Origin of the sequence: Bacillus methanolicus, assembly GCF_028888695.1 — a bacterium.
Taxonomy (GTDB): Bacteria; Bacillota; Bacilli; order Bacillales; family Cytobacillaceae; genus Bacillus_Z; species Bacillus_Z methanolicus_B.
The window spans coordinates 1,156,558-1,178,454 of record NZ_PNFF01000001.1 but is presented as its reverse complement, the minus strand read 5'-3'; the positions used below and the strand labels follow the sequence as shown (position 1 = coordinate 1,178,454).

Annotated in this window: 21 protein-coding genes; 16 read left to right on the top strand and 5 right to left on the bottom strand. The window is 37.5% G+C overall.

What is annotated here, in order from left to right; all coding sequences use genetic code 11:
• Positions 1–220 precede the first annotated feature (220 nt).
• Together C0966_RS05865 and C0966_RS05860 are read right to left on the bottom strand one after the other, a co-directional pair.
• A complete protein-coding gene (locus C0966_RS05865) occupies positions 221–1,144 on the bottom strand; it encodes a VanW family protein (protein WP_274854266.1) in 924 nt (307 codons plus the stop codon).
• Between the two features lie 40 nt (positions 1,145–1,184).
• Positions 1,185–2,615, bottom strand: a complete 1,431-nt coding sequence (locus tag C0966_RS05860; RefSeq protein WP_274854264.1) for a PLP-dependent aminotransferase family protein — start codon at positions 2,613–2,615, stop codon at positions 1,185–1,187.
• Between the two features lie 114 nt (positions 2,616–2,729).
• Here C0966_RS05860 and C0966_RS05855 point away from each other — a divergent pair, with 114 nt between their 5' ends.
• Together C0966_RS05855 and C0966_RS05850 are read left to right on the top strand one after the other, a co-directional pair.
• Positions 2,730–3,650, top strand: a complete 921-nt coding sequence (locus C0966_RS05855; protein ID WP_274854263.1) for a DMT family transporter — start codon at positions 2,730–2,732, stop codon at positions 3,648–3,650.
• 202 nt (positions 3,651–3,852) lie between these two features.
• Positions 3,853–4,650 carry an ABC transporter ATP-binding protein gene (locus C0966_RS05850; protein ID WP_274855719.1) on the top strand — a complete coding sequence of 266 codons (798 nt, stop codon included), beginning with the start codon at positions 3,853–3,855 and terminating at the stop codon, positions 4,648–4,650.
• Positions 4,651–4,738: 88 nt separating this feature from the next.
• Here C0966_RS05850 and C0966_RS05845 read toward each other — a convergent pair whose 3' ends face one another.
• Entirely contained in the window at positions 4,739–5,686 is a 948-nt protein-coding gene (locus C0966_RS05845) for a TIGR03943 family putative permease subunit (protein WP_274854262.1), read from the bottom strand.
• A 13-nt stretch (positions 5,687–5,699) separates the two neighbouring features.
• Positions 5,700–6,716 carry a permease gene (locus C0966_RS05840; RefSeq protein ID WP_274854261.1) on the bottom strand — a complete coding sequence of 339 codons (1,017 nt, stop codon included), beginning with the start codon at positions 6,714–6,716 and terminating at the stop codon, positions 5,700–5,702.
• Positions 6,717–6,958: 242 nt separating this feature from the next.
• On the opposite strand from C0966_RS05840, the gene rpmG reads away from it, so the two are divergent.
• From rpmG to C0966_RS05790, 10 genes are all read left to right on the top strand, one after another.
• Entirely contained in the window at positions 6,959–7,108 is a 150-nt protein-coding gene (gene rpmG / locus C0966_RS05835; protein ID WP_004436352.1) for a 50S ribosomal protein L33, read from the top strand.
• 105 nt (positions 7,109–7,213) lie between these two features.
• Positions 7,214–8,413 carry a GTP-binding protein gene (locus tag C0966_RS05830; protein ID WP_274854258.1) on the top strand — a complete coding sequence of 400 codons (1,200 nt, stop codon included), beginning with the start codon at positions 7,214–7,216 and terminating at the stop codon, positions 8,411–8,413.
• Positions 8,414–8,632: 219 nt separating this feature from the next.
• Complete coding sequence (locus C0966_RS05825) at positions 8,633–9,196, top strand: biotin transporter BioY (protein WP_274854257.1); 564 nt, start codon at positions 8,633–8,635, stop codon at positions 9,194–9,196.
• Positions 9,197–9,922 carry a dethiobiotin synthase gene (gene bioD, locus C0966_RS05820; protein ID WP_274854256.1) on the top strand — a complete coding sequence of 242 codons (726 nt, stop codon included), beginning with the start codon at positions 9,197–9,199 and terminating at the stop codon, positions 9,920–9,922.
• 202 nt (positions 9,923–10,124) lie between these two features.
• Positions 10,125–10,550 carry an OsmC family protein gene (locus C0966_RS05815; protein WP_274854254.1) on the top strand — a complete coding sequence of 142 codons (426 nt, stop codon included), beginning with the start codon at positions 10,125–10,127 and terminating at the stop codon, positions 10,548–10,550.
• Between the two features lie 270 nt (positions 10,551–10,820).
• Positions 10,821–12,008: a Gfo/Idh/MocA family protein gene (locus C0966_RS05810; protein WP_274854253.1), complete on the top strand. Its 1,188-nt coding sequence runs from the start codon at positions 10,821–10,823 to the stop codon at positions 12,006–12,008.
• A 65-nt stretch (positions 12,009–12,073) separates the two neighbouring features.
• Positions 12,074–13,573: a sugar ABC transporter ATP-binding protein gene (locus C0966_RS05805; RefSeq protein WP_274854251.1), complete on the top strand. Its 1,500-nt coding sequence runs from the start codon at positions 12,074–12,076 to the stop codon at positions 13,571–13,573.
• Positions 13,554–14,546, top strand: a complete 993-nt coding sequence (locus tag C0966_RS05800; protein ID WP_274854250.1) for an ABC transporter permease — start codon at positions 13,554–13,556, stop codon at positions 14,544–14,546. The genes C0966_RS05805 and C0966_RS05800 overlap by 20 nt, the downstream gene beginning before the upstream one ends.
• Before the next feature lie 33 nt (positions 14,547–14,579).
• Complete coding sequence (locus C0966_RS05795) at positions 14,580–15,758, top strand: Gfo/Idh/MocA family protein (RefSeq protein WP_274854248.1); 1,179 nt, start codon at positions 14,580–14,582, stop codon at positions 15,756–15,758.
• Positions 15,755–16,726, top strand: a complete 972-nt coding sequence (locus tag C0966_RS05790) for a sugar phosphate isomerase/epimerase family protein (RefSeq protein ID WP_274854246.1) — start codon at positions 15,755–15,757, stop codon at positions 16,724–16,726. The genes C0966_RS05795 and C0966_RS05790 overlap by 4 nt, the downstream gene beginning before the upstream one ends.
• Before the next feature lie 155 nt (positions 16,727–16,881).
• Here C0966_RS05790 and bioB read toward each other — a convergent pair whose 3' ends face one another.
• Positions 16,882–17,877: a biotin synthase BioB gene (gene bioB, locus C0966_RS05785; protein WP_274854244.1), complete on the bottom strand. Its 996-nt coding sequence runs from the start codon at positions 17,875–17,877 to the stop codon at positions 16,882–16,884.
• A gap of 390 nt (positions 17,878–18,267) precedes the next feature.
• Between bioB and glsA the strand changes: the two genes are divergently transcribed.
• The 4 genes from glsA (at position 18,268) to C0966_RS05765 (ending at position 21,879) form a co-directional block, all read left to right on the top strand.
• Positions 18,268–19,197 (top strand): glutaminase A, encoded by a 930-nt coding sequence (gene glsA, locus C0966_RS05780; protein WP_274854243.1) that lies wholly within the window; start codon positions 18,268–18,270, stop codon positions 19,195–19,197.
• Positions 19,198–19,296: 99 nt separating this feature from the next.
• Positions 19,297–20,781: an alkaline phosphatase family protein gene (locus C0966_RS05775; protein ID WP_274854242.1), complete on the top strand. Its 1,485-nt coding sequence runs from the start codon at positions 19,297–19,299 to the stop codon at positions 20,779–20,781.
• A 103-nt stretch (positions 20,782–20,884) separates the two neighbouring features.
• Positions 20,885–21,454 carry a YkoP family protein gene (locus C0966_RS05770; RefSeq protein ID WP_274854240.1) on the top strand — a complete coding sequence of 190 codons (570 nt, stop codon included), beginning with the start codon at positions 20,885–20,887 and terminating at the stop codon, positions 21,452–21,454.
• Positions 21,455–21,585: 131 nt separating this feature from the next.
• Entirely contained in the window at positions 21,586–21,879 is a 294-nt protein-coding gene (locus C0966_RS05765; protein WP_274854239.1) for a hypothetical protein, read from the top strand.
• Positions 21,880–21,897 lie beyond the last annotated feature (18 nt).

Sequence of the window (21,897 nt, the reverse complement as noted above, 5' to 3'; positions counted from 1 at the left end):
CAATACATTGACAAACATTAATAAAACCATTCTATATATTGTCATTGTTGGAGGGAGTCAGACCCTTATGAGACAGCCCCATTATAAAATGATGTTTTTTTACAACATTTGTCACTCCAACGACAATGGTGTATTGGCATCTGTTCATTTAACTTGAATAATGTTGAAATAAATAAATATTTGTGAAATGACATCGAAATGCTTTCTCTCGTTACGAATGTTAATTCTTCATTCCTTCCATGTACATTGTTTCCATCGGAAGAATATCAGATGCCGGGGATACTTTGCGAGGTTTATAATTGTTCTGGTCCGACGAGTAAACCTTAACAATTACTTTGCCTCCGTAAATATGAGCACGAATAAGGATCGGCTGATTGTATTTATTTTTAAAAGTAAAATCCGGACCGTACCAACTTACGGTTGCATCCCGGCCCTCCGGCACATATGGAACACTTTTGCTATGTGAATACCTTTCCAATATATGTATACCCGCATTATCAACAGCATTAAAAAGTGTTGAAGAAACCTGGCAAATCCCTCCGCCAACTCCTTCAGACAATTCGCCTTTTACAATAATCGGGGCTGGCAAGTATCCTTTTTCAGCCGTTCTTTTGCCTACAACACCATTAAAGGAAAATGTTTCGTTTGGAAAAATGACATGGTTATTAATGGCTTCTGCAGCCAGGGTAATATTAAGGGTACGATTTTTGTTTCTTGGATTAAAATACGTTATATAATGGCCAATCTGTTTTTCCCTTATTTGCGATAGAAGCTCGCTGTCGACTTTTGGATAAATTGAAATGGTCGGAACTTCAATTCGGGAGGGGCCTTTATTGAAAAAATAAGTATAAAAATGTTCTGTAAAAGCTGTTCGGTTTAACTTAAGCCCTGCCTGTTCAGGGATGATTTTTCCGTATTGATCAATGAATGCATTAGCTGGAGCTTGATATACTTGCTGATCAAGTTTTTCCATATAACCTTTGTATTTATCCTGATCAATAAACGGTTCAGCGAGAAAAGGAAGAGAAAACTCCGTCCGGCTGACGGCAGAGATCGTTTTTCCTTGATGTTCTACTGTCAAATGGTCAGTTGAACCGATAGATTGCAGTGATATAAATAGACCAATTATCAATGAAATTTTCATAAGAAATATACCTCCCAACTATAGTATGAGAAGGGAGGCACTATTTTATGTCAGGCTGACTTTTCAAATAAACGGATTTATAGACATCTATAAGTTCATTCATCCCTTCTATCAATCGTTGTTCATTTACAAATGAGTAGCTTAACCGAAACCAGGAATCCAACTCATTGAGAGGATCACATATGTTTCCCGGAACGAATGAAATAGATCGTTCAATGCTTTTCGATAGGAGTGTTTGAGCAGAAACCTCTTCAGGTAATTTTACCCAAAGGTTAAGGCCTCCTCTTGGACTGGTCCACTCCCAGCCCGTAGAAGCGATCGCTTCTTCCATGATTTCCTTTCTAATGTTCAATGCAATACGCAGCTTTTCAAGGTGCTGTTGCATTCTTTCTGATAGAAAATAGTGAAGAAACATCTTTTGATTGAGTAATGGTGTTCCGTTATCCGAAAGTGATTTTGCCGTTAACAGAATTTTCATTAAAGGTTGCCTGCATGCGACCAAAGCAATCCTTAAACCTGGGGCAATGTATTTGCTGTAGCTGCGAATATATATGACATATCCGCCAGTATCATATCGAAAAAGTGGGGAGGGAGGTTCATGTCCGAAAGATATATCATAAAACGGATCGTCCTCTACTAAAAGACACCGGTATTGTTCGGCTAATTCGGCCAACTTTTTGCGCTGTTCAGTAGGAACGGTATAGCCTGTTGGATTATGGAATGTCGGGTTCAAATAAAATAAACGAGGTTTGTACTGCTTCATATTTTTTTCAACCTGTTCGAGATCATAGCCATTTGGATGAATATCAACTGGAATGATCGTTGCACCTTGATGGCGAAAAATATCAATCGCCGCACTGTAGGTTGGCCGCTCCATTAACACAGTATCTCTCGGCTTGATAAATGCTTGTGAAATTAAGTTGATTGCTTGTTGTGCACCAGAAGTAATGATTAGTTCATTGGCACTGACATATAACTGATGCCTCTTACGGAAGTAGTGAGCTAACGCTTCTCTAAGTTCTTCGTCACCCTGTACAGTGGAATAGGTTCCTAATACTTTCGGATATAAATCGAATACCTTCTTAATATAATCTGCAAAATAATGGTTTGGTAAAAGATTTGAATCGATGAGTGCCTGAGAAAACTGATAAGTAACAGGTATTTGATGAATTTCTGAAAGATAGCTTCTTTGAACATGTGAAGTATAGATAGGAGACTGTAAATGTTCAAATCCTTCCAAATTGCCTGGATGTATAAAATAACCTGATTTATCTTTCGCATACACTTTTTCTTCTTCTTTTAATCTTTGATAGGCTTTAAAGACAGTTAGACGGTGCACATTCAATTCCTTCGCCAATTCACGAACAGATGGAAGCTTTTCATGAGCCCTCCATTCCCCGCGATTGATCCTGTTTACAATATAATCATACACATCTTCAAAAAGACGGTTTGAGTTCTTTTTCAATGGCATCAGTTCTCAGCTCCTTTCATTCAAATCATAACAGATTCCTTTCTTATCTGTTCTATTTAAATTAATCTGTTCTGTTTACCTCCTATTATGATAAAGGAAAAAGGAGGAATTTTTATGATCATTCTAAATTACTTCATCATGTGTTTTATTTTTGGAACTACTTTTTTAGCGATAAAAATAGGGGTGGATGCAGGTGCCCCGCCATTTATGTCAGCGGGGATCCGATTTTTTCTGGCAGGTTTCATTTTATTTATTGTGATGAAGAATAAAGGGAAGGCGAATATGTCGCTTCTTGTTCGAAAGGAGATGCTATTGTCAGGTTTAGGTTTAACTTTTGGTACGTTTGCGACCCTTTATTGGGCTGAACAGTATGTGAATTCAGGGATTGCAGCTGTGCTATCTGCTACAGGCCCCATGATGATATTATTAATCCAAACATTTATTTTGCGTGAAAAATTTAGTAACAAATCGTTAATTGGATGTTTCATTGGATTTGCGGGAGTTATTTTATTGCTTTCATCTAGCTTTACATTTGAAACAAATCTTCTTTGGTTTCTTGGGTGCATCGTAATTTTAATGGGAGAAGTCTGTTATGCGAGTGGAGCCTTATATTCCAAACGTGTTATTGGAGTCTTTAAGGAAACATCACCGATAGCATTGAATGCAGCTCAGATGATGTATGGCGGAGCTCTTCTCGTTGTTTTATCCTTGTTTACTGAAAAAATAAATGTTGAGTCCATAATATCCATGAAGGCAATGGGATCTCTCCTTTATTTAATTATCGTTGGGTCTATGGTTGGTCACAGCTTATTTTATTGGCTTGTTGCCAAGACAAACCCGGTTTTCCCATCTACATGGCTGTATATTTCTCCGCTTATCGCTATAACATTGGGTGCACTCTTGAATAATGAGGCTGTCACATGGTTAATGGCAGTAGGTGCAGTAACGATTATCTGTGGAACTCTACTTGTTAATTTGGAGGCATTGAAAGAGTTAATCAAAAAACCGATTCTTTTGAAAAAAAGAACTTATTAAGCAAAACAACAATATACATTTCATGGATGTAAATTCGATTAAAAATCATACGGCGAAGGCAGGCATGGATGGGTATTTTCTGGTCTGCTTTTTTACATAAAAATTTTTTTATTTCTTTTTTCTTAATTATTCTAATTATAAGACAAAAGGTAAATAGAGGTTTATAATGTTTGATACAAATATGTATGGAGGATGGGCTTACATGGTTATACAGTTAGAAAATGTATGGCTGAATAGAGATGGAACATGGATCTTAAAGGATATTAATTGGAACGTGAAAAAAGGCGAGCATTGGGTTTTATTCGGATTAAATGGTGCCGGTAAAACGGCATTGTTAGATTTGATCAATGCCTATTATTTTCCGACTAAAGGGAAGGCGGTAGTACTTAGGAAAGAGTTTGGTAAGGTTCCGCTTGAATCAGACCTTCGGAGAAAAATTGGACTAGTTTCTTCATCCTTACAGCAAAAATTTTACGATTCCGACAATGCGTATGAAATTGTGTTAAGCGGTGCATATGCTTCAATAGGGCTATATGAGACACCAACCGATGAAATCAGACAAAAAGCCGTTTCATTGTTAAAAAAGTTTGGATGCTTTGATTTTGCTAATAGAGAATATGGAACTTTGTCGCAAGGAGAAAGGCAGCGTGTTTTAATTGCTAGAGCACTCATGACTGACCCTGATTTACTAATTTTAGATGAACCGACAAACGGACTTGATTTTATTGCAAGAGAGCTGCTTTTAGAAGATATTGAAAGAATTGCAGCGACACCTGGCGGACCAACTCTTCTTTACGTTACCCATCATGTGGAAGAGATTTTACCCGTATTTAGTAAAATCCTTCTTTTAAAAAAGGGAGAAGTATTTGCCTCCGGAAAAATCCGTGATTTGATATCAGAACAAGTGCTTTCAGAGTTTTTGGAGTTGCCGGTGGATGTCATGTGGAGCAATGATAGACCACTATTATCAAAGAGTAATAGACAAAAGGTTTATGAATGAGCTTATTATCAATACTCTTTGTTCAATGCATTCTTTATTATTTGAGGTAAGAGAAGGGGAGGAATAAGGGCTTCCTTCCCCAAAGCTTTTATTTAAGTTTGACACTAATCGGATAAAGGTAAGGCTCTTTCGGTTCATCGATTTTTTTCCAACTGTTTATTTTAATTAGTGGGAGCTTGGTGCCATTATATGTGGTTACATCAAGTGTTCCTTCCGCCTCGATCCATGTATCAGGGTAAAGAGTGGAAGCTTCCGGAAATTCAGAAAGAAACCCGATAATTCCGGCATCAGCGACACAATGCGTGATTAAAAATCGTGAGATAACAAGTTGATTCGGCTGAAACCCTTTCTCTTTATAAACAAAACCGTTCAGTTGAATCTTCCTGCCTTTATACTTATCGACATCGATACTGATCGCATCATAATAAGAAGAGTACACTAGATCTTTCATTAATATGACCGGGGCATTTTCTAATTCTTTCATTAGCTTCTGGTATTCCTCTTCCGTCATTTCATTTGGATTGACAGGAACATTTGAATCATGGGTATTTGTACTGCTTGTACCTTTCTCCAAGCTGTTATCTGTATTCGGTTCAGAAGGGTTCCCATTGGAGGCGCTTTCTTCATCAATTTGTCCGCCGTTTTTCGCCTGATTGGATAAGGAAATCATTGCTCCTTTTTTATTGGCGATTGATGCATCCAACGCTTTAGCCGGAAGAAAAATTCCGGTTAACAAAGGAAAAACAATAATGAAATAAGAAATTGCTTTTTTAAAAGAAAATGGTGAATCCCCATGATCATGATGGCTGCATTCATGCCCGTCATGACAATGGTGCTCCTCCTTTGTTAATGTCCACACCCTAGTAAGCTGCACCATAAATAATAACAGAAAAATTACAGCTGCCGCCTGGCTAAGATTTTCGTATTTCGGGTTAATAAATTTCGTCATGTCACCGGTAAAATGCAGCTTAAGTATTAGAGCGGAAAAAGTAAACAGTATGAATGCTCTAATGGCCTGCTGAACATGAAATTGCATCTTTTTCCCCTCCTCACATAAATGGATGCAGAAGCATCAATGCAGTAAAAACAGAGATCGTGACGATCGCTAAAACGCCCAAAACAAACCTTGTCCGAAAAACGCTCAGCATCATAATCGTATTTTTTAAATCAATCATAGGGCCAAATACTAGAAAACCTAAAATAGAAGTGGTCGGAAAAATGCTTGAAAAAGATGCTCCGATAAAGGCGTCTGCTTCTGAACAAAGAGACATAATATAGGCAAGTCCCATCATAACAAGGGTGGAAGAACCTACTCCGCTGCCTGCATCAAGCAACGATTTAGCCGGCAAATATGTTTGTACAAAAGCCGCAAAAAATGCCCCAATGATTAAGTATCTGCCCATATCAAAAAACTCATCGATCGAATGCTTAAGCATACTCCAAAACTTTTCGATAAACGTCATATGTTTATCGCTGGAGTGGGAATGCACGTCTGTTAACGGGGCAGTCTCTTTAAACTGACGGCCTTTAAAGAGGAAGCTCACAGCTATTGCAACAAATATCGCGATAAAGAACCCGATAATCATCCTCAATAGTGAGATCTTTAAATTATTCCCAAATGCCATGTAAGTTGAGGCAATTACGATGGGATTAATAAGCGGACCGGTTAGCAAAAAACCAATTCCTGCGTAAATAGGAACTCCTTTGGCAACAAGTTTCCGGACGATCGGCACCATACCGCATTCACAAGCCGGGAAACATGCTCCGACGACGCAGCTCATCATGACAGCCAAAAATTTATTTTTAGGAATACACTTTTGAATATGCTCTTCTTTAACAAAAATTTGGATCATACCGGCAATTAGAACACCGATCAAAACAAATGGCATAGCTTCTATTAAAATACTTAAAAAAATCGTATTCAAATTTAATAGAGAAGGGGGGAATTGCCAGCCTGCTTCATTATTAACCGTTATATTTGTTCCAAAGGATAAGAAATAAATGGCAATACCAATTATGAAAATTCCGGTGAAATCAAGTAAGTATAAACGAAATAGACGATCCATAATGACCTCCAATAAATCAAAAATATAGTACTTGTCAATAATATTTATTAATAGAATTCATTTTTAAGAATTGTATTTACTTATTTGTAATGGAAATCTATTTTTTGCTAGATGGCAATAGATCTTATTAGGACTATTTGAAATTATTTTTAATCAAATCCCGATATTGACTTTCCTTTCATCTATACTATACAATGAAAATCGTAATCATTCCTATTTCAATTTTAACAAGGAGGATAAAAATGCGAGTTAAAATAACGCTTCAATGTACTGAAACAGGTGACAGAAATTACATAACGACAAAAAATAAACGAAACAATCCCGAAAGACTTGAATTAATGAAATACTCGCCGCGGTTGAAACGTCGTACTTTGCACAGAGAAACTAAGTAAATTTTGGAAAAGCAATTTGAAATGGCGTAATTGCCGGAATCAATTGGAGAAATTGCACAGTATAAATCGTAATAATTATGATTTATTATTTTAAGGAGAATCAATATGCCGGATAAAAAAATACCAGTCACCGTTTTGAGCGGTTATTTAGGTGCGGGAAAAACAACGATATTAAACCATATTTTAAAAAACAGGGATGGTTTGAGAGTAGCTGTTATTGTCAATGATATGAGCGAAATCAATGTGGATGCAGATTTAGTTAAACAAGGGGGAGGGTTAAACCGAACCGAAGAGAAACTTGTGGAATTATCAAATGGATGCATTTGCTGCACGCTAAGGGAAGATTTATTGAAGGAAGTTGAGCGACTCGTACAGCAGGGGAATATTGATTACATAATTATTGAATCTACTGGTATAAGTGAACCCGTACCAGTTGCTCAAACATTTTCCTACATTGATGAAGAATTAGGAATAGACCTTACGAAGCATTGCAGACTTGATACAATGGTTACAGTCGTCGATGCGAACCGATTTTGGCATGATTTCGCATCAGGGGATTCATTGTTGGATAGAAGCCAGGCCGCTGGGGAAAATGACGAAAGAACTGTTGCCGATCTATTGATCGATCAAATTGAATTTTGTGATGTTCTCATCCTGAATAAGTGTGATTTGTTAGATCCTGAACAATTAAATCAGCTGGAAGGATTTCTAAGAAAACTTCAGCCCGAAGCAAGGCTGATACGTACCGTTAAAGGAGAAGTCTCTCCTTCTGAAATATTGAATACAGGATTATTTGATTTTGAGAAAGCAAGCCAATCAGCAGGATGGCTTAAAGAGCTGGAATCACCAGAACATACTCCGGAAACAGAGGAATATGGAATCAGCTCATTTGTGTATCGAAGCCGCATCCCATTTCATTCAGAGCGATTTTACCAATGGGCTGAGGAAATGCCTGAAGAAATTGTGAGGGCAAAAGGGATTATTTGGTGCGCCACTAGAAATGATGTTGCACTTTTATTCTCTCAGGCCGGCCCATCCGTCAATCTGGAACCTGTTGCTTACTGGGTGGCTGCTTTGCCTATTGAGGAACAATCCACGTACTTTGCGGAAAATCCTGAATTAAAAGATGATTGGGATGAAAAATATGGAGACCGCATGATTGAACTTGTTGTGATCGGAATTGACATGGATAAAGAAGCTGTAAAAGCCTCATTAGACAGTTGCTTACTAACAGAAGAGGAACTGTTAATGGACTGGAATGAATTTAAAGACCCGTTTGCTTGGAATATTTCCGTACATGCTTAGTTTGTATTAAAAACAATTATGATCAGAAACTAAAGTTCGAACTCACTAAATATTTTATGAAGTACCAGGTATCTATTTTCAGATACCTCTTTTTTTGCTTCATTTTTCGTGATCGTTTCATATTTTGGATTAATTGTAAACCTATTTTTAAAAATAGTTGACAAAATGAATATAAATCATGCATGATAAAAAAAACAATCCAATGAGGGTGAAAATGAAATGAAAACAAAACACATGACCTTAGCAGCAATTTTTGCCGCAATGACAGCCATTGGGGGATTTATCAAAATTCCGATTCCATATGTACCATTTACTTTGCAAATTGTTTCTGTTTTTCTAGCAGGCTCTCTGCTTGGTCCAAGATTAGGTGCGCTTAGCCAACTGTTGTATGTGTTCATAGGCCTGATCGGAGTCCCTGTTTTTGCAGAAGGGGGTGGGTTTGGCTACGTATTAAAACCGACTTTTGGCTATTTGATCGGATTTGTTTTAGGAGCATATGTGAGCGGGTTGATCGTGGAGAAGGTGAAAAAACGTTCAATTAAAACATTGGCTGCAGCCAATTTTGCTTCTTTATTAACAGTATATACGATAGGTTGTGTTTGGCTTTACGGTGTGATGAAATTTGTGGTGGAGAAGCCACTAACGATTAAGCAAACAGTCTTGTACGGATTTCTTATTCCCGTACCGGGCGACATTATCCTATGTATTATTTGTTCGATTTTAGCGTCAAAAATCCTCGCACGTTTATCTGGATTACCTGTTGGCAAAGGAGTGGCAGCTTAAATGGGGAACGCATTGTTTATTACCGGAACAGGAACTGATATTGGAAAAACCATTGTTACGTCATTTTTATATAAAGTTCTTAGTAAAAATGGATTGAAGGTGAAGGTTTTTAAACCGATTCAATCGGGATTTGATGAAGAGAAACAAAGCTATCCGGATTCATATTGGTTTCAGAAGTCTATCGGCGACGATCAGACAGGGATGTATTTTTTCAAGCCTGCTGTATCTCCTCATTTGGCAGAAAAAATAACAGGACAAAAAGCGAATATAGAAAATATCAAACAGAAGCTAAATGAATTAAAAGAACAATATGACATCGTTCTAGTAGAAGGGGCGGGAGGACTGGCGGTTCCTCTTCAAGAGCGTGAAAACGAAGTATACATGACGAAAGATTTTATCAAGGATTTACAAATTCCTATTGTACTAGTTTCTTTATGCGGTCTTGGAAGTATCCATCATGCTGTTACTACTGTACAATATGCCATGAATGAAGGATTGAAAATAAAGGGTATCGTGTTTAACCAATTCGATGATCAAAACTTTTTACACAATGATAATGTCTCAATGATTCAAAAATTAACAGAGCTCCCTGTCTTGGCAAAGCTTCCATATTTTAAAAAAGTGTTGCCTGATTTGGATGAGTGGATCAGTAAGCATACTTTTAACGACGTTTTAGCTAAACTGAATGATAAAAAAGTCAATGAAGTAAACATAAAAACAATCTAAAATCAAGGATAAAAGAGTGGAGAAATTCATTTTTCATTAATAGCTAATCATTCGTTTATCCCTTTTTTGTGGATTCACTTTAACAGACTTGTTTAATTTTGATTTATCATAAGTTAAATGTACAATTATGAAAAGAAGAGAATACCAAATTAAGAAGTAGACAATATAAAAGAAAAGGTACATAAGGAAAGGATTGTAACTAATGAAAACAACGGTAACATGGACAGGACAATTAGCTTTTTCAGGAACCACTCCATCAGGCCATGAAATCAAAATTGATGCGGCCGAGGAAATCGGGGGGCAAAATAGTGGAGCTAGGCCTATGGAATTGCTTTTACAAGCAGTAGCAGGGTGCACAGGAATTGATATTATTATGATATTGGAAAAAATGCGCTTGAATCCGACTTCTTTTCATCTTGAAGTAGAAGGAACACGTGCAGAAGACCATCCGAGACGATATACAGATATTCATATTCATTACGCACTTGAAGGCGAGTTACCCGAAGATAAGGTAATCCGGGCCATTCAGTTGTCAAAAGACAAGTATTGTTCGGTTTCCCAGTCATTAAATGCAAACATTACGGCAAGTTACTCAATTAACGGTGTTAAAGGAAAACAAACTTTATAACAAAGAAAATGATTTTAAGGCGAATGAAATATTAAAGGTAAGAGGGAGATGTAATAAAACTCCCTCTTATTTTATTATTGATAAAATATAATAATAGAATGATAAAAATTTTTAAAAGAATGTTGTAAAAATAAATGTAATCGATTACAAACTGAAGACAATGTTTTAGATTCTTGGAAGCTTGTTTACCGGAAAGACCCACCTAAAACGATTCAAGATGCCGTGAAATAACTTTCATATTCATTACGATAATTGAGGGAGGAAAATAATATGAAAAAAATAAATATTGGTATGGTTGGCGGAGGATTTATGGGAAAAGCACACGCACTTGCTTATGCTGGAATGCCGATGTTCTTTTGGCCGGCACCTGCCATCCCGCATCGTCACACAGTCGTAGATGTTACTGATCAATTAGCTGTGGAGGCAGCTCAACGTTTAGGATTTGAAAACTATTCATCCGATTGGAGAAAAGTAGTAGAAGACCCGAATATCGATGTAATCGATATCGTTACTCCTAACAATTCTCATGCAGAAATTGCGATTGCTGCAGCAGAGGCTGGTAAACATATTATTTCTGAGAAACCTTTAGCAAGAAATGCTGAAGAGGCAAAAACAATGTTAGATGCAGTCCGAAAAGCTGGAGTGAAACATATGGTTGCATTCAACTACAGAAGAACTCCGGCAGTTGCACTGGCTAAAAAATATATTGAAGAAGGACGCATTGGTAAAATTCTTAACTTCCGTGGAACTTATTTGCAAGATTGGTCTGCGGATCCTAATTCACCTTTATCATGGCGTTTTCAGAAAAAGATAGCCGGTTCAGGTGCACTTGGTGATATAGGAACCCATGTCATTGATATGGCACGCTTCCTTGTTGGTGAAATTTCGGAAGTGAATGCAGTGGCAAAAACATGGATAAATGAAAGACCAATCCAATCTGGCGGAGTAGACAAATTAGGTACGGTAAAAGCTTCTGCCGATGTTCCTAAAGCTCCTGTAGATGTTGATGATGAATTTGCAACACTGTTAAAGTTTGAAAACGGGGCAATAGGCAGCATTGAAGCAACACGTAATGCTTGGGGCCGCAATAATTTCCTAACTTTTGAAATTCATGGCGAAAAAGGTTCGTTATACTTCAACTATGAACGCCGTGATGAACTGCAAGTTTATTTCGCTGATGATCCAAGCGATGCCAGAGGTTTCAGAACCGTTTATACCGGACCTGCTCATCCATACGGTGAAGGATTGTGGCCAATTCCTGCACTTGGTATTGGTTATGGAGAAACAAAAATTATTGAAACGTATGATTTTATTAAATCAATCGTAGAAGATACAGAAGTTTCACCAAACTTCTATGATGGATATCGTATCGCTCTAATAAGTGATGCAATCCTTGAATCTGCTGAAAAAGGAACATGGGTAAGTCTTAAACAAACTGAAGCAGAAGTAAACCAATAAAGTGAACTTCAAACTTTATAGAGGCTGCTCAAAAGAGTAGCCTCTTATAAAAGAAGGTGAATGAGATGGAACAGCCGCTTCTTTCAATGAAAAATATCTCCAAATCGTTTAATGGCGTTAAAGTATTAAATTCAGTTGATTTTTCAGTGAACAAAGGTGAAGTCCATGCCCTGATGGGGGGGAATGGTGCCGGGAAATCAACATTAATGAAAATATTAACCGGTGTTTATGAAGCTGATGATGGGGAAATTTACATTGATGGAAAAAAAGTAACGATTAAAAATATGAACGATGCAAGAGACAATTATATATCAATGATCTTTCAAGAGTTTAGTTTAATCCCAACATTAACAGTCGCAGAAAATATTTTTTTAACAAGAGAGTCAAGAACTTCATTAGGATTGTTAAACGACAAAGAGTGTGTCGAGAAAACAAGAAAATTATTACAAGAATTAGAAGTTGATATTCATCCGAATGATGTTGTCGAAAACCTTGGTGTCGGATATTGGCAAATGACTGAAATTGCCAAAGCTCTTTCACAAGAAGCAAAAATATTGATTATGGATGAGCCAACATCCTCCTTAACCAAGAAGGAAACAGAAGTTCTTTTTTCTTTTATCAACAAACTTAAGCAAAAAGGGATTTCCATTATATATATATCACACCGAATGGACGAAATCTTTGAAATCTGTGACAGAATTACGATTTTACGTGACGGAAAAAATGTGGTTACTGAAAGAATAAAAGAAATTGAGTTAGATACAGTCATTCAGCATATTGTCGGAGCTGCAATGGATAAAGCATTTGAATGGAAGGAACGGACATACCGGGCTGATTCCACTCCGATCCTGGAAGTCAAACATTTAACTTCCGGAACAAAAATCAATGATATTAATTTTAAGCTGTATCCTGGTGAAATTCTTGGTGTAGCAGGATTAATGGGAAGTGGAAGGTCAGAAATGGCCCGATGCATCTTCGGTATTGATTCGATAGATAGCGGTGAAATTTATGTTAACGGAGAAAAACGATCCATTAACAGTCCGATCGATGCAGTCAATGCCGGTCTTGCCCTCATTCCGGAGGATCGCAGAATGCAAGGGCTGATCCTTGAACATAGCGTGAAGGATAATATGATTTTGCCTATCCTCTCAAAAATCAAAAAAGGATTATTTATTGATGAAGGCAAGGCGAATGAATTAACAAGTGAGCTAGTTCAAAAACTGAATATTAAAACAGATAGTATTTTTAAAACAGCAGGATTGTTATCCGGCGGCAACCAGCAAAAGATTGTACTGGCAAAATGGCTGGCGAATGATCCTGATGTACTGATTTTAGATGAGCCTACGATCGGAGTAGATATCGGCGCGAAAACAGAAATCATAGATATTATTCGTGAACTGGCTGACAGCGGAAAGGCGATCATAGTGATTTCATCAGAACTTCCTGAACTTTTAGCAGTAAGTGACAGAGTCATTGTATTGCATGAAGGAAAAGTGGTGAAAGAACTAAAAAGAAAGGAGATCAATTCTGAGGAGGAGCTTCAACATGCAATCCAAGGGTATTAAGATGAATAATTCAATTAATATGAATACTTTTAAATCAGGAAAAACATTCGATTGGCGTAACTATATTGTATATTTTGCCTTTATCGGAGTTTTCATCTATTTTTCAATCATGTTATATGATGATGGATTTCTAACTGCTGCCAATATGCTGAATATCGCCCGTCAATCAGCGATGATAACTATTATGGCAGTCGCGATGACCTTTGTTATAAGTACGGGTGAAATTGACCTATCAGTAGGATCCATTACCGCATTATCCGCATTAACGGCAGCATTAGCCTTACAAGCTGGATTTGGGTTTTTCGGCGGACTTATTGTCGGACTGGGAACAGGCTTAATAGTAGGCCTCATTAACGGTCTCCTAATAACAAAAGTAGCGATTCCTTCTTTTCTAGTTACCCTTGGAACGATGGGAATTGTGAAAGGTTTGGCAATGTGGATTACAAATACAGCTCCAGTACCAATTGTTCATTCCACTTTTAACTACGTTTTTGGTTCAGGCGATATTGGACCTATTCCGATTTTATTAATTTGGACACTCATCGCTGTCATTATCGGACATATTCTGCTCCGTAAAACAGCATTTGGACGACAAACATTGGCAACAGGCGGAAATGAAAGCGCTGCAAAGTTTTCCGGAATAAAAACTGACAAAATCAAATTACTCGTCTTTTTAGGATCAGGTTTGGCGGCCGGGTTCGCTGGTATTCTATATGCCGGACGCATGCACGCAGGAAGATTTACATTTGGGGAAGGCGATGAGCTTTCTGTAATTGCAGCTGTTATTCTTGGTGGAACGGCTCTATCCGGTGGAGTCGGAACAGTGATTGGAACAGTTGTCGGTTCATTAATGATGGGCATGATTAATAATGGTTTGATCATCATGGGCCTTGATGTCAGCCAACAAATGATTGTCAGAGGTTTAATCATTATCTTAGCAGTAGCATTTGGAAGAAAAACGTTAAAAAAATAGATTCATATAGTCCTTGAGTAGGGGGAGAAAACAATGGAAAAAATAAAAGTTGGAGTGATCGGGACAGGTTTTATCGGTCCTACTCATATTGAAGCAATCAGAAGGCTTGGTTTTGTTGATGTGATTGGATTAGCGGGCAGCAGCAAGGAGACCGCCGAAAAAAAAGCGGCTGAACTTGGGATTCCAAAAGCATATGGCGATTACCGAGAAATGTTAGAGGACAGCGAAATTCAAGTTGTCCATAACTGTACGCCGAATCATCTTCACTTTTCGATCAACAAAGAAGCTATTTTAGCAGGCAAGCATGTATTATCTGAGAAGCCGTTAGCGATGTCAAGTAAAGAGTCAGCAGAGTTGCTTGCATTAGCAAAACAGCATAAAGTCGTACATGGTGTGAATTTTAATTATCGCCAATTTCCGATTATTAAAAATTTACAAACGATGATAAAAAATGGTGAATTCGGAAAAGTGAATTTGGTACACGGAAGTTATTTGCAAGATTGGTTACTGTATGAAACTGATTTTAACTGGCGTTTGGATCCTAAATTCGGCGGAAACACACGTGCCATCGCGGATATAGGTTCCCATTGGTGTGATACGGTCCAATATGTGACCGGTAAAAAAATTGTGGAAGTTTTTGCAGATTTGGCAACGGTTTTACCTGTTAGAAAAAAACCGAAAACAAATGTGTCAACTTTCGGTACACAAAATACGGAAGAAGAGAATTATGAAGAAGTAACGATCCAAACAGAAGATTATGCGTCGGTTCTTGTGCGTTTTCATGATGGGGCTAGAGGTGTGTTTACAGTTTCTCAAGTAAGTGCCGGCAGGAAAAACAGGCTTAGTTTTGAAATCGATGGCAGCAAAAGTTCAGCTTATTGGAATCAAGAGGAACCGGAGAAATTATGGATCGGTTATCGCGACAAACCAAATGAAATTCTTTTGGCAGATCCTGCTTTATTTGCACCGGAAGCAAGATCTTCGATACACCATCCCGGAGGGCATAATGAAGGCTGGCCTGACGCTTTAAAAAATATGATGTTACAATTTTATACATTCATTCGGGATGGAAAAGACCCATTAAAAGATCAAACAAACTTCGCGACCTTTGAAGATGGACATGTATCAATGTCTATTATCGATGCAATAGTAGAAAGTCATAAACAACAAAAATGGGTAAAAGTCCAAGTGGATCAGGAGGTGTCTTCATGAAACTAGGTGTATTCACAGCTCTATATCAAAACTTACCTTTTGAAGAAATGCTTGATAAATTAAGCGCAATGGGCGTAGAAGCAGTTGAATTGGGAACAGGCAACTATCCGGGAAACAGTCATTGCAACCCTGATGAGTTATTGGAAAGCCCTGAAAAATTAAAATCTTTCAAACTTGCGCTTGAAAGCAGGGGATTAATGATCAGCGCTTTAAGCTGCCATGGCAATCCTCTTCATCCAGATAAAAGATTTGCGAAAGAGTCTCATGATGTTTGGAGAAAAACAGTCTTATTAGCTGAGCGATTAGAAATTCCTGTCATTAACGGTTTTTCCGGTTGCCCTGGTGACCATCCGAACGCAAAATATCCAAACTGGGTGACATGTTCGTGGCCTCCGGAGTATTTGGATATTCTAGATTGGCAGTGGAACGAAGTGGTGATTCCTTATTGGAAAGAAGAGGCTAAATTCGCAGAGTCTCACGGAATCAATCAAATTGCTTTCGAAATGCATCCCGGTTTTGTTGTCTACAATCCGGAGACATTACTGAAACTAAGAGAACATGCGGGAGAAAGCATTGGAGCAAATTTCGATCCGAGCCACCTTGTTTGGCAAGGAATTGATCCTGTAGAAGCAATTAAGAAGCTAGGGCGCGAAAATGCCATCTTCCATTTCCACGCAAAAGACACATATTTAGACAAAGCCAATATAAGTGTGAACGGCGTGTTAGATACGAAACACTACAGCAACATTTTAGACCGGTCTTGGACTTTCAGATCAGTCGGCTATGGCCATGACGAAAAAATGTGGAAAGATATTGTTAGCACACTTCGTGCAGTAGGTTATGATTATGTCCTTTCCATTGAACATGAAGACATGCTCGCTTCTACCGATGAGGGATTAAGTAAGGCGATCAGCTTACTGAAAGGAATTCTATTTAAAGAGCAAATGACTGAAATGTGGTGGGCATAGTTTTCTATATTCAGCATTACATTGTAAACGATCCGCTATTTAAGTTGGAAACAATGCAAAAAGTAAAGCAATAGTACTAAAAAGGCTGTCGTAATTTTTCCGACAGCCTTACAACATTATTATCTATTCTTGCAATAATTCCTTTTATTATTTCACTAAACCGCACTAACTTTTTCTTTCACGAAATCAATCTCAAACCCTAAATCCTCAAGCATTTGGTGATCAGCACTGCTTTCTTGTCCTGCAGTGGTTAAGTAGTCTCCGACAAATATTGAGTTAGCAGGGTATAAACCTAGTGGCTGCAGGCTGCGCAGGTTCACTTCTCTTCCTCCCGAAATTCGTATTTCCTTTGTTGGGTTGATGAAACGCATGAGGCAAAGAACTTTTAGGCAGTATCTAGGATTTAGTTCATCAACACCTTCAAGAGGCGTTCCTGGAATTGCATGCAAAAAGTTGACAGGGATTGAATCGGCATCTAATGCTCTTAGGCTTCTTGCCATATCAATAACGTCCTGCTTTGTCTCTCTCATTCCGACGATGACTCCGGAGCAAGGGGAAATTCCCGCTTCTTTTATAAGTTGTACGGTATTGACTCTGTCCTGGTAAGTATGGGAAGTCGTGATCGATTCATGGTGATTTTCAGAGGTGTTGATATTATGGTTGTAGCGGTCTACACCGGCTTCCTTCAGCTTTTTTGCCTGCTCGGGCTTTAACAATCCAAGACAGGCACAAATTTTTAGATTGAACTTTTCCTTTATTTCCTTTACTGCAGAAGCGACGTGCTCGACCTCTCTATTGCTCGGACCTCTTCCGCTTGCCACAATACAGTATGTTCCGATATTCAAGTGATAGGCTCGCTCAGCACCTTTTAAAATAGACTCTTTGTCAAGCATTTGATATTTTTCAATTGGCGCTGTTGAAACACTGGACTGGGAACAATAACCGCAGTTTTCCGGGCAAAGGCCGGATTTCGTGTTAATAATCATATTTAATTTTACCTTGTTGCCATAGTAATGATGACGGATTGTATAAGCGCTTTGCAGCAATTCAAGGAGTTCTTCATCAGGACAGTTTAATATAGATAAAGCTTCATCATCGGTTAATTCGTGTCCATCTAAAACGCTTAATGCAAGTTGTTTCCAATTTCCCATTCTTTTTACCCCTTCCTGTTGAGCAACATTTTACTTTAATAAAAGGCAGATCTCATTTATGTGAACGCCATTAAACTAATACCTACAGCCAAAATGAAGTTGTTTGATTGCGGTATGTGCATCCACATCTATACTACTTTGTATGTAAATCCAATTAAAGAAAATAAATAGATATATATCCAGCTTATTCTAACATTAACGATAAAGTGTTATATAAATTAAGAATAATAGAACTTCAATATTAATGTCAACCGATATTTAATTTTTGTTTACATATAAATCGCCGTATTGAATTGAATGGTTTTTATGATGAGTATTCCGGATTGTTTTTGATTAGACTAGCTAATAAATGAAAAGAGACCATTTTAGAAATCAAGTTGGTGATAAAAAATGCCTTGTCATTCGAGTGAAAAGTTAAACGAAGTCGTGTTGGAAGCAAAGAAGTATACAAGACATGGAAAGGTCGCTGATTATATCCCTGCTTTAAAAAAAGCAAACCCTCATGATTTATCTGCAGCCATTTATCATCCTGACGGAACATGTATATCTGCAGGAGATATCCAGCAAAAATTTACACTGCAAAGTATTTCGAAAGTGTTAACTCTTGCTTTGGCACTAATCGATTGCGGGGAAAAATTTGTTTTTAGAAAGGTAGGATACGAACCTACGGGAGATCCTTTTAATTCCATCGTTAAGCTTGAATTAAATAACCCTTCCAAGCCGTTAAATCCGATGATTAATGCAGGGGCATTGGCGGTTACTCATATGATTAAAGGACAATCGATCGAGGACCGATTAAAACGGATTCTTACATTCATTCAGGAATTGGCCGGCAATTCAAAAGTTGCCTATTCACAGGAAGTGGCGAAGTCGGAGTTTGAAACTTCCTTTCTTAACCGTTCTTTATGCTATTTTATGAAGCAGCACGGAATCATCAATGAGGATGTGGAAGAGCTTCTGGACCTTTATACAAAACAATGTGCGATTGAAATGGATTGTTTGGACTTGGCGAGAATAGGCATCGTATTCGCCATGGATGGGGTTGAGCCGATCACAAACAAAAGAATCATACCTGCAGAAGTAGCAAGAATTTGCAAGACTTTTATGGTTACATGCGGTATGTATAACGCTTCAGGGGAGTTTGCCGTTAGGGTTGGAATCCCGGCAAAAAGCGGAGTTTCAGGCGGCATCATGGGAGCGGTTCCCCATCGTTTCGGGCTAGGAATATTTGGACCTGCTCTCGATGAAAAGGGAAACAGTATTGCAGGTCTTAAATTATTGGAGATCTTATCTTCGAAGTATTCGTTGAGTATGTTTTAACTATACTTTTTGAAAATAAAAATGATAATACCGAACATATTCTGAATATCGAACTACCATAATAAAACTAATATGGATCGATGGAAGGGAGTAAATCAATTGGCATTAAGCAATTTTGCAGCAGAAGGAACAAAAAAACGGGTGATTCTTCTTTTGATAGATTCTCTTATGACGATTCCCTTGCAGAATGCTGTTAGGAATGGACAAGCAAGAACATTTCAATTTTTTATAGAAAATGGACACTTTTATTCTGATGTTGTTAGTCCGTTTCCAACCATGTCGGTAAATGTAGATAGCACCCTGTTGACCGGGGTTTATTGTGACAAGCATAAAATCCCTGGATTGGTTTGGTACCATCTAGATGAAAAACGATTGATAAATTACGGAAGCCATATTAGAGAATTAATGAAGCTTGGTTTAAAGCAATCAATGAACGATATTTTATATAATTTGAACAATGTCCATTTAGGTAATGAGTTTAAAACGATTCATGAAGAACTTGCCATGTCTGATAAAAAATCAGCTTCAATAAATACTCTTATTTATAAGGGAAGTACAAATCAGTCATTAATAATTCCACGCCTGCTGTCTTGGTTAACAGGAATTCCAGGAAAGATAGAAGTAAAGGCTCCTTCCTTATTTTCACATGGGGCACTGCATAAAATGAACCCTTTTAACCGTAAACATCACTTTTGGAGAAAATACGGGTTCCAAAACACTTTTTCCGTAAACGAACTCACTTATTTAATACAAGAAGACAAACTTCCTGATTTTTCGATTGTTTATTTTTCGGATGGGGATAAAAGCGTACATAAAAACGGGCCGATGGATACGAAAGCAATAATAAAAATAGATCAACAACTTGCAACGATCTTAAACAGTTTCTCCTCACGGGAAGACGCTTTAAAAGAAAATATATGGGTGATCATGGGTGATAACGGCCAAGCATGGATTGGCGCTGATCGAAATGAAGCACTCATTGATCTAAGGAAAGTCTTAAACGAATATACGATTGTCAAATTAAGAAAGGGAGTTACACCAAAAGATCAAATTGTTTTAGGTGTAAATGAGCGAATGGCATTTGTCTATTCTCTTGATGCAAATCGGTTGGCTCTTAATCAGATTGCAAATACTTTGCAAAAGGACAGAAGAATTGATCTGATTGGATGGAAAGCAGGGGAAGATATTCATGTTATTTCAGGCGAACAGGACGGAAAACTTATTTTTCATCCAGGTGGAGACTACATTGATGAATATGGACAAACATGGAGTTTAGAAGGAAAAATCGAGATTCTGGATCTGCAAATAAAAGATAAAAGAATTTCCTTTGGAAATTTCCCTGATGGTCTTGCAAGATTTTACAGTTCGTTTTTTTCACATAAAGGAGATTATCTTGTCATAACAGCAAAACCGGGATATGAACTTATTGGAGAAGGGTCGCCGACTCATGTCGGTGGAGCCAGCCACGGAGCTTTGCATAAAGACGATTCATTAGTTCCTATGATTGTGACAGGGACAGATTCCGCCCCAAAGCATTTACGTATAAAAGATGTAAAAGAATGGGTTCTTTCAATAATAAAATAATTTACAAGAAACTTGATTACTATTTCCAATTGTTTCTATTTTTAAAAATAGATCGATTTATACATCCTATTGTTGAAATGAAATGAAAGGAGAATAAATCGTTATGGGAATACGTCTTTCCATTTTATCTATATGGAAAATTTTCGATCCTATTTATTTTTTGTTTACCCGGCTTCAATATATCGAGTTTGAAGGCAATAAAAAAGCAATATTTAGAGTTCGATTAACGAAATATAAAGGAAAAGATGTTGTCCTTTTGGATGGAACGATGATTTGTAAAAATGACGTACTAATAAAAATCCATCTCCATAATGTACAATTATTGAGTGAATTCCTTAGAATGGAGAATCATGTGAATAGGGCAAGATGTATTTACAAAACAGTATTAAATTCAATGCCGCTTCTGGCTGAATATATTCATAAACATCCCGATAAGCAAAAAATAAAAGGGATTATCGGAATAACGATTTTAAACAAAGGGGTCAGACAATTAGGATTTGAGTGCTTTTCTCCGCAAAACAGTTTTTATAAGATGTATAAAAAAACTTCACTGCTGCCTATCTTTTTCCTTTCAACGCCTTCATTTGGTATTAGGAACGTTAAAAAACATCATTTGGTTTATCTAATGATGTCAAAAGATAAGTTGTTAAGAAAATATCGAAAAGCTACGTAATGTAACATAGGAAATAGCATTATTAATCAAATCATTGCCAGCATAATTAAAATCATGAAAGAGAAAATTAAAACTTGGAAGGTGAAAAATAAATTTCGCTTTCTGAATTTTAATAAAGGAAGTGTATCAATTTGAATAACTGGATCACAATGCTTTTTTCAGGGAGAAGACAGACTCTTTTCAATATGTTTGGCAGAAGACGAAACAATAGAGGGATGATGTGGGCGTCCTTATTAGGTCTCGGAGTTAGTGCAGCTGCCTATGGGTTAAGAAGAAGTCGAAATAAAAATATGCTGCAGCCGCTTCAAAACTTAATGAGTAATTTTCGCTTTCAAAAATCTGCCCAAATGCCCAATATGGCTGGATTAACGGAGTTTTCGAAGGAAATAATTCCGAACAAAAATCCACTTCCAAAAAACAAATAGTTTTCGGGTCTGACCCTT

Excerpts from the sequence above, each read along its gene's own strand:
- C0966_RS05865 (WP_274854266.1), bottom strand. The coding sequence starts at position 1,144 with ATGAAAATTTCATTGATAATTGGTCTATTTATATCACTGCAATCTATC.
- C0966_RS05860 (WP_274854264.1), bottom strand. The coding sequence starts at position 2,615 with ATGCCATTGAAAAAGAACTCAAACCGTCTTTTTGAAGATGTGTATGAT.
- C0966_RS05855 (WP_274854263.1), top strand. The coding sequence starts at position 2,730 with ATGATCATTCTAAATTACTTCATCATGTGTTTTATTTTTGGAACTACT.
- C0966_RS05850 (WP_274855719.1), top strand. The coding sequence starts at position 3,853 with ATGGTTATACAGTTAGAAAATGTATGGCTGAATAGAGATGGAACATGG.
- C0966_RS05845 (WP_274854262.1), bottom strand. The coding sequence starts at position 5,686 with ATGCAATTTCATGTTCAGCAGGCCATTAGAGCATTCATACTGTTTACT.
- C0966_RS05840 (WP_274854261.1), bottom strand. The coding sequence starts at position 6,716 with ATGGATCGTCTATTTCGTTTATACTTACTTGATTTCACCGGAATTTTC.
- rpmG (WP_004436352.1), top strand. The coding sequence starts at position 6,959 with ATGCGAGTTAAAATAACGCTTCAATGTACTGAAACAGGTGACAGAAAT.
- C0966_RS05830 (WP_274854258.1), top strand. The coding sequence starts at position 7,214 with ATGCCGGATAAAAAAATACCAGTCACCGTTTTGAGCGGTTATTTAGGT.
- C0966_RS05825 (WP_274854257.1), top strand. The coding sequence starts at position 8,633 with ATGAAAACAAAACACATGACCTTAGCAGCAATTTTTGCCGCAATGACA.
- bioD (WP_274854256.1), top strand. The coding sequence starts at position 9,197 with ATGGGGAACGCATTGTTTATTACCGGAACAGGAACTGATATTGGAAAA.
- C0966_RS05815 (WP_274854254.1), top strand. The coding sequence starts at position 10,125 with ATGAAAACAACGGTAACATGGACAGGACAATTAGCTTTTTCAGGAACC.
- C0966_RS05810 (WP_274854253.1), top strand. The coding sequence starts at position 10,821 with ATGAAAAAAATAAATATTGGTATGGTTGGCGGAGGATTTATGGGAAAA.
- C0966_RS05805 (WP_274854251.1), top strand. The coding sequence starts at position 12,074 with ATGGAACAGCCGCTTCTTTCAATGAAAAATATCTCCAAATCGTTTAAT.
- C0966_RS05800 (WP_274854250.1), top strand. The coding sequence starts at position 13,554 with ATGCAATCCAAGGGTATTAAGATGAATAATTCAATTAATATGAATACT.
- C0966_RS05795 (WP_274854248.1), top strand. The coding sequence starts at position 14,580 with ATGGAAAAAATAAAAGTTGGAGTGATCGGGACAGGTTTTATCGGTCCT.
- C0966_RS05790 (WP_274854246.1), top strand. The coding sequence starts at position 15,755 with ATGAAACTAGGTGTATTCACAGCTCTATATCAAAACTTACCTTTTGAA.
- bioB (WP_274854244.1), bottom strand. The coding sequence starts at position 17,877 with ATGGGAAATTGGAAACAACTTGCATTAAGCGTTTTAGATGGACACGAA.
- glsA (WP_274854243.1), top strand. The coding sequence starts at position 18,268 with ATGCCTTGTCATTCGAGTGAAAAGTTAAACGAAGTCGTGTTGGAAGCA.
- C0966_RS05770 (WP_274854240.1), top strand. The coding sequence starts at position 20,885 with ATGGGAATACGTCTTTCCATTTTATCTATATGGAAAATTTTCGATCCT.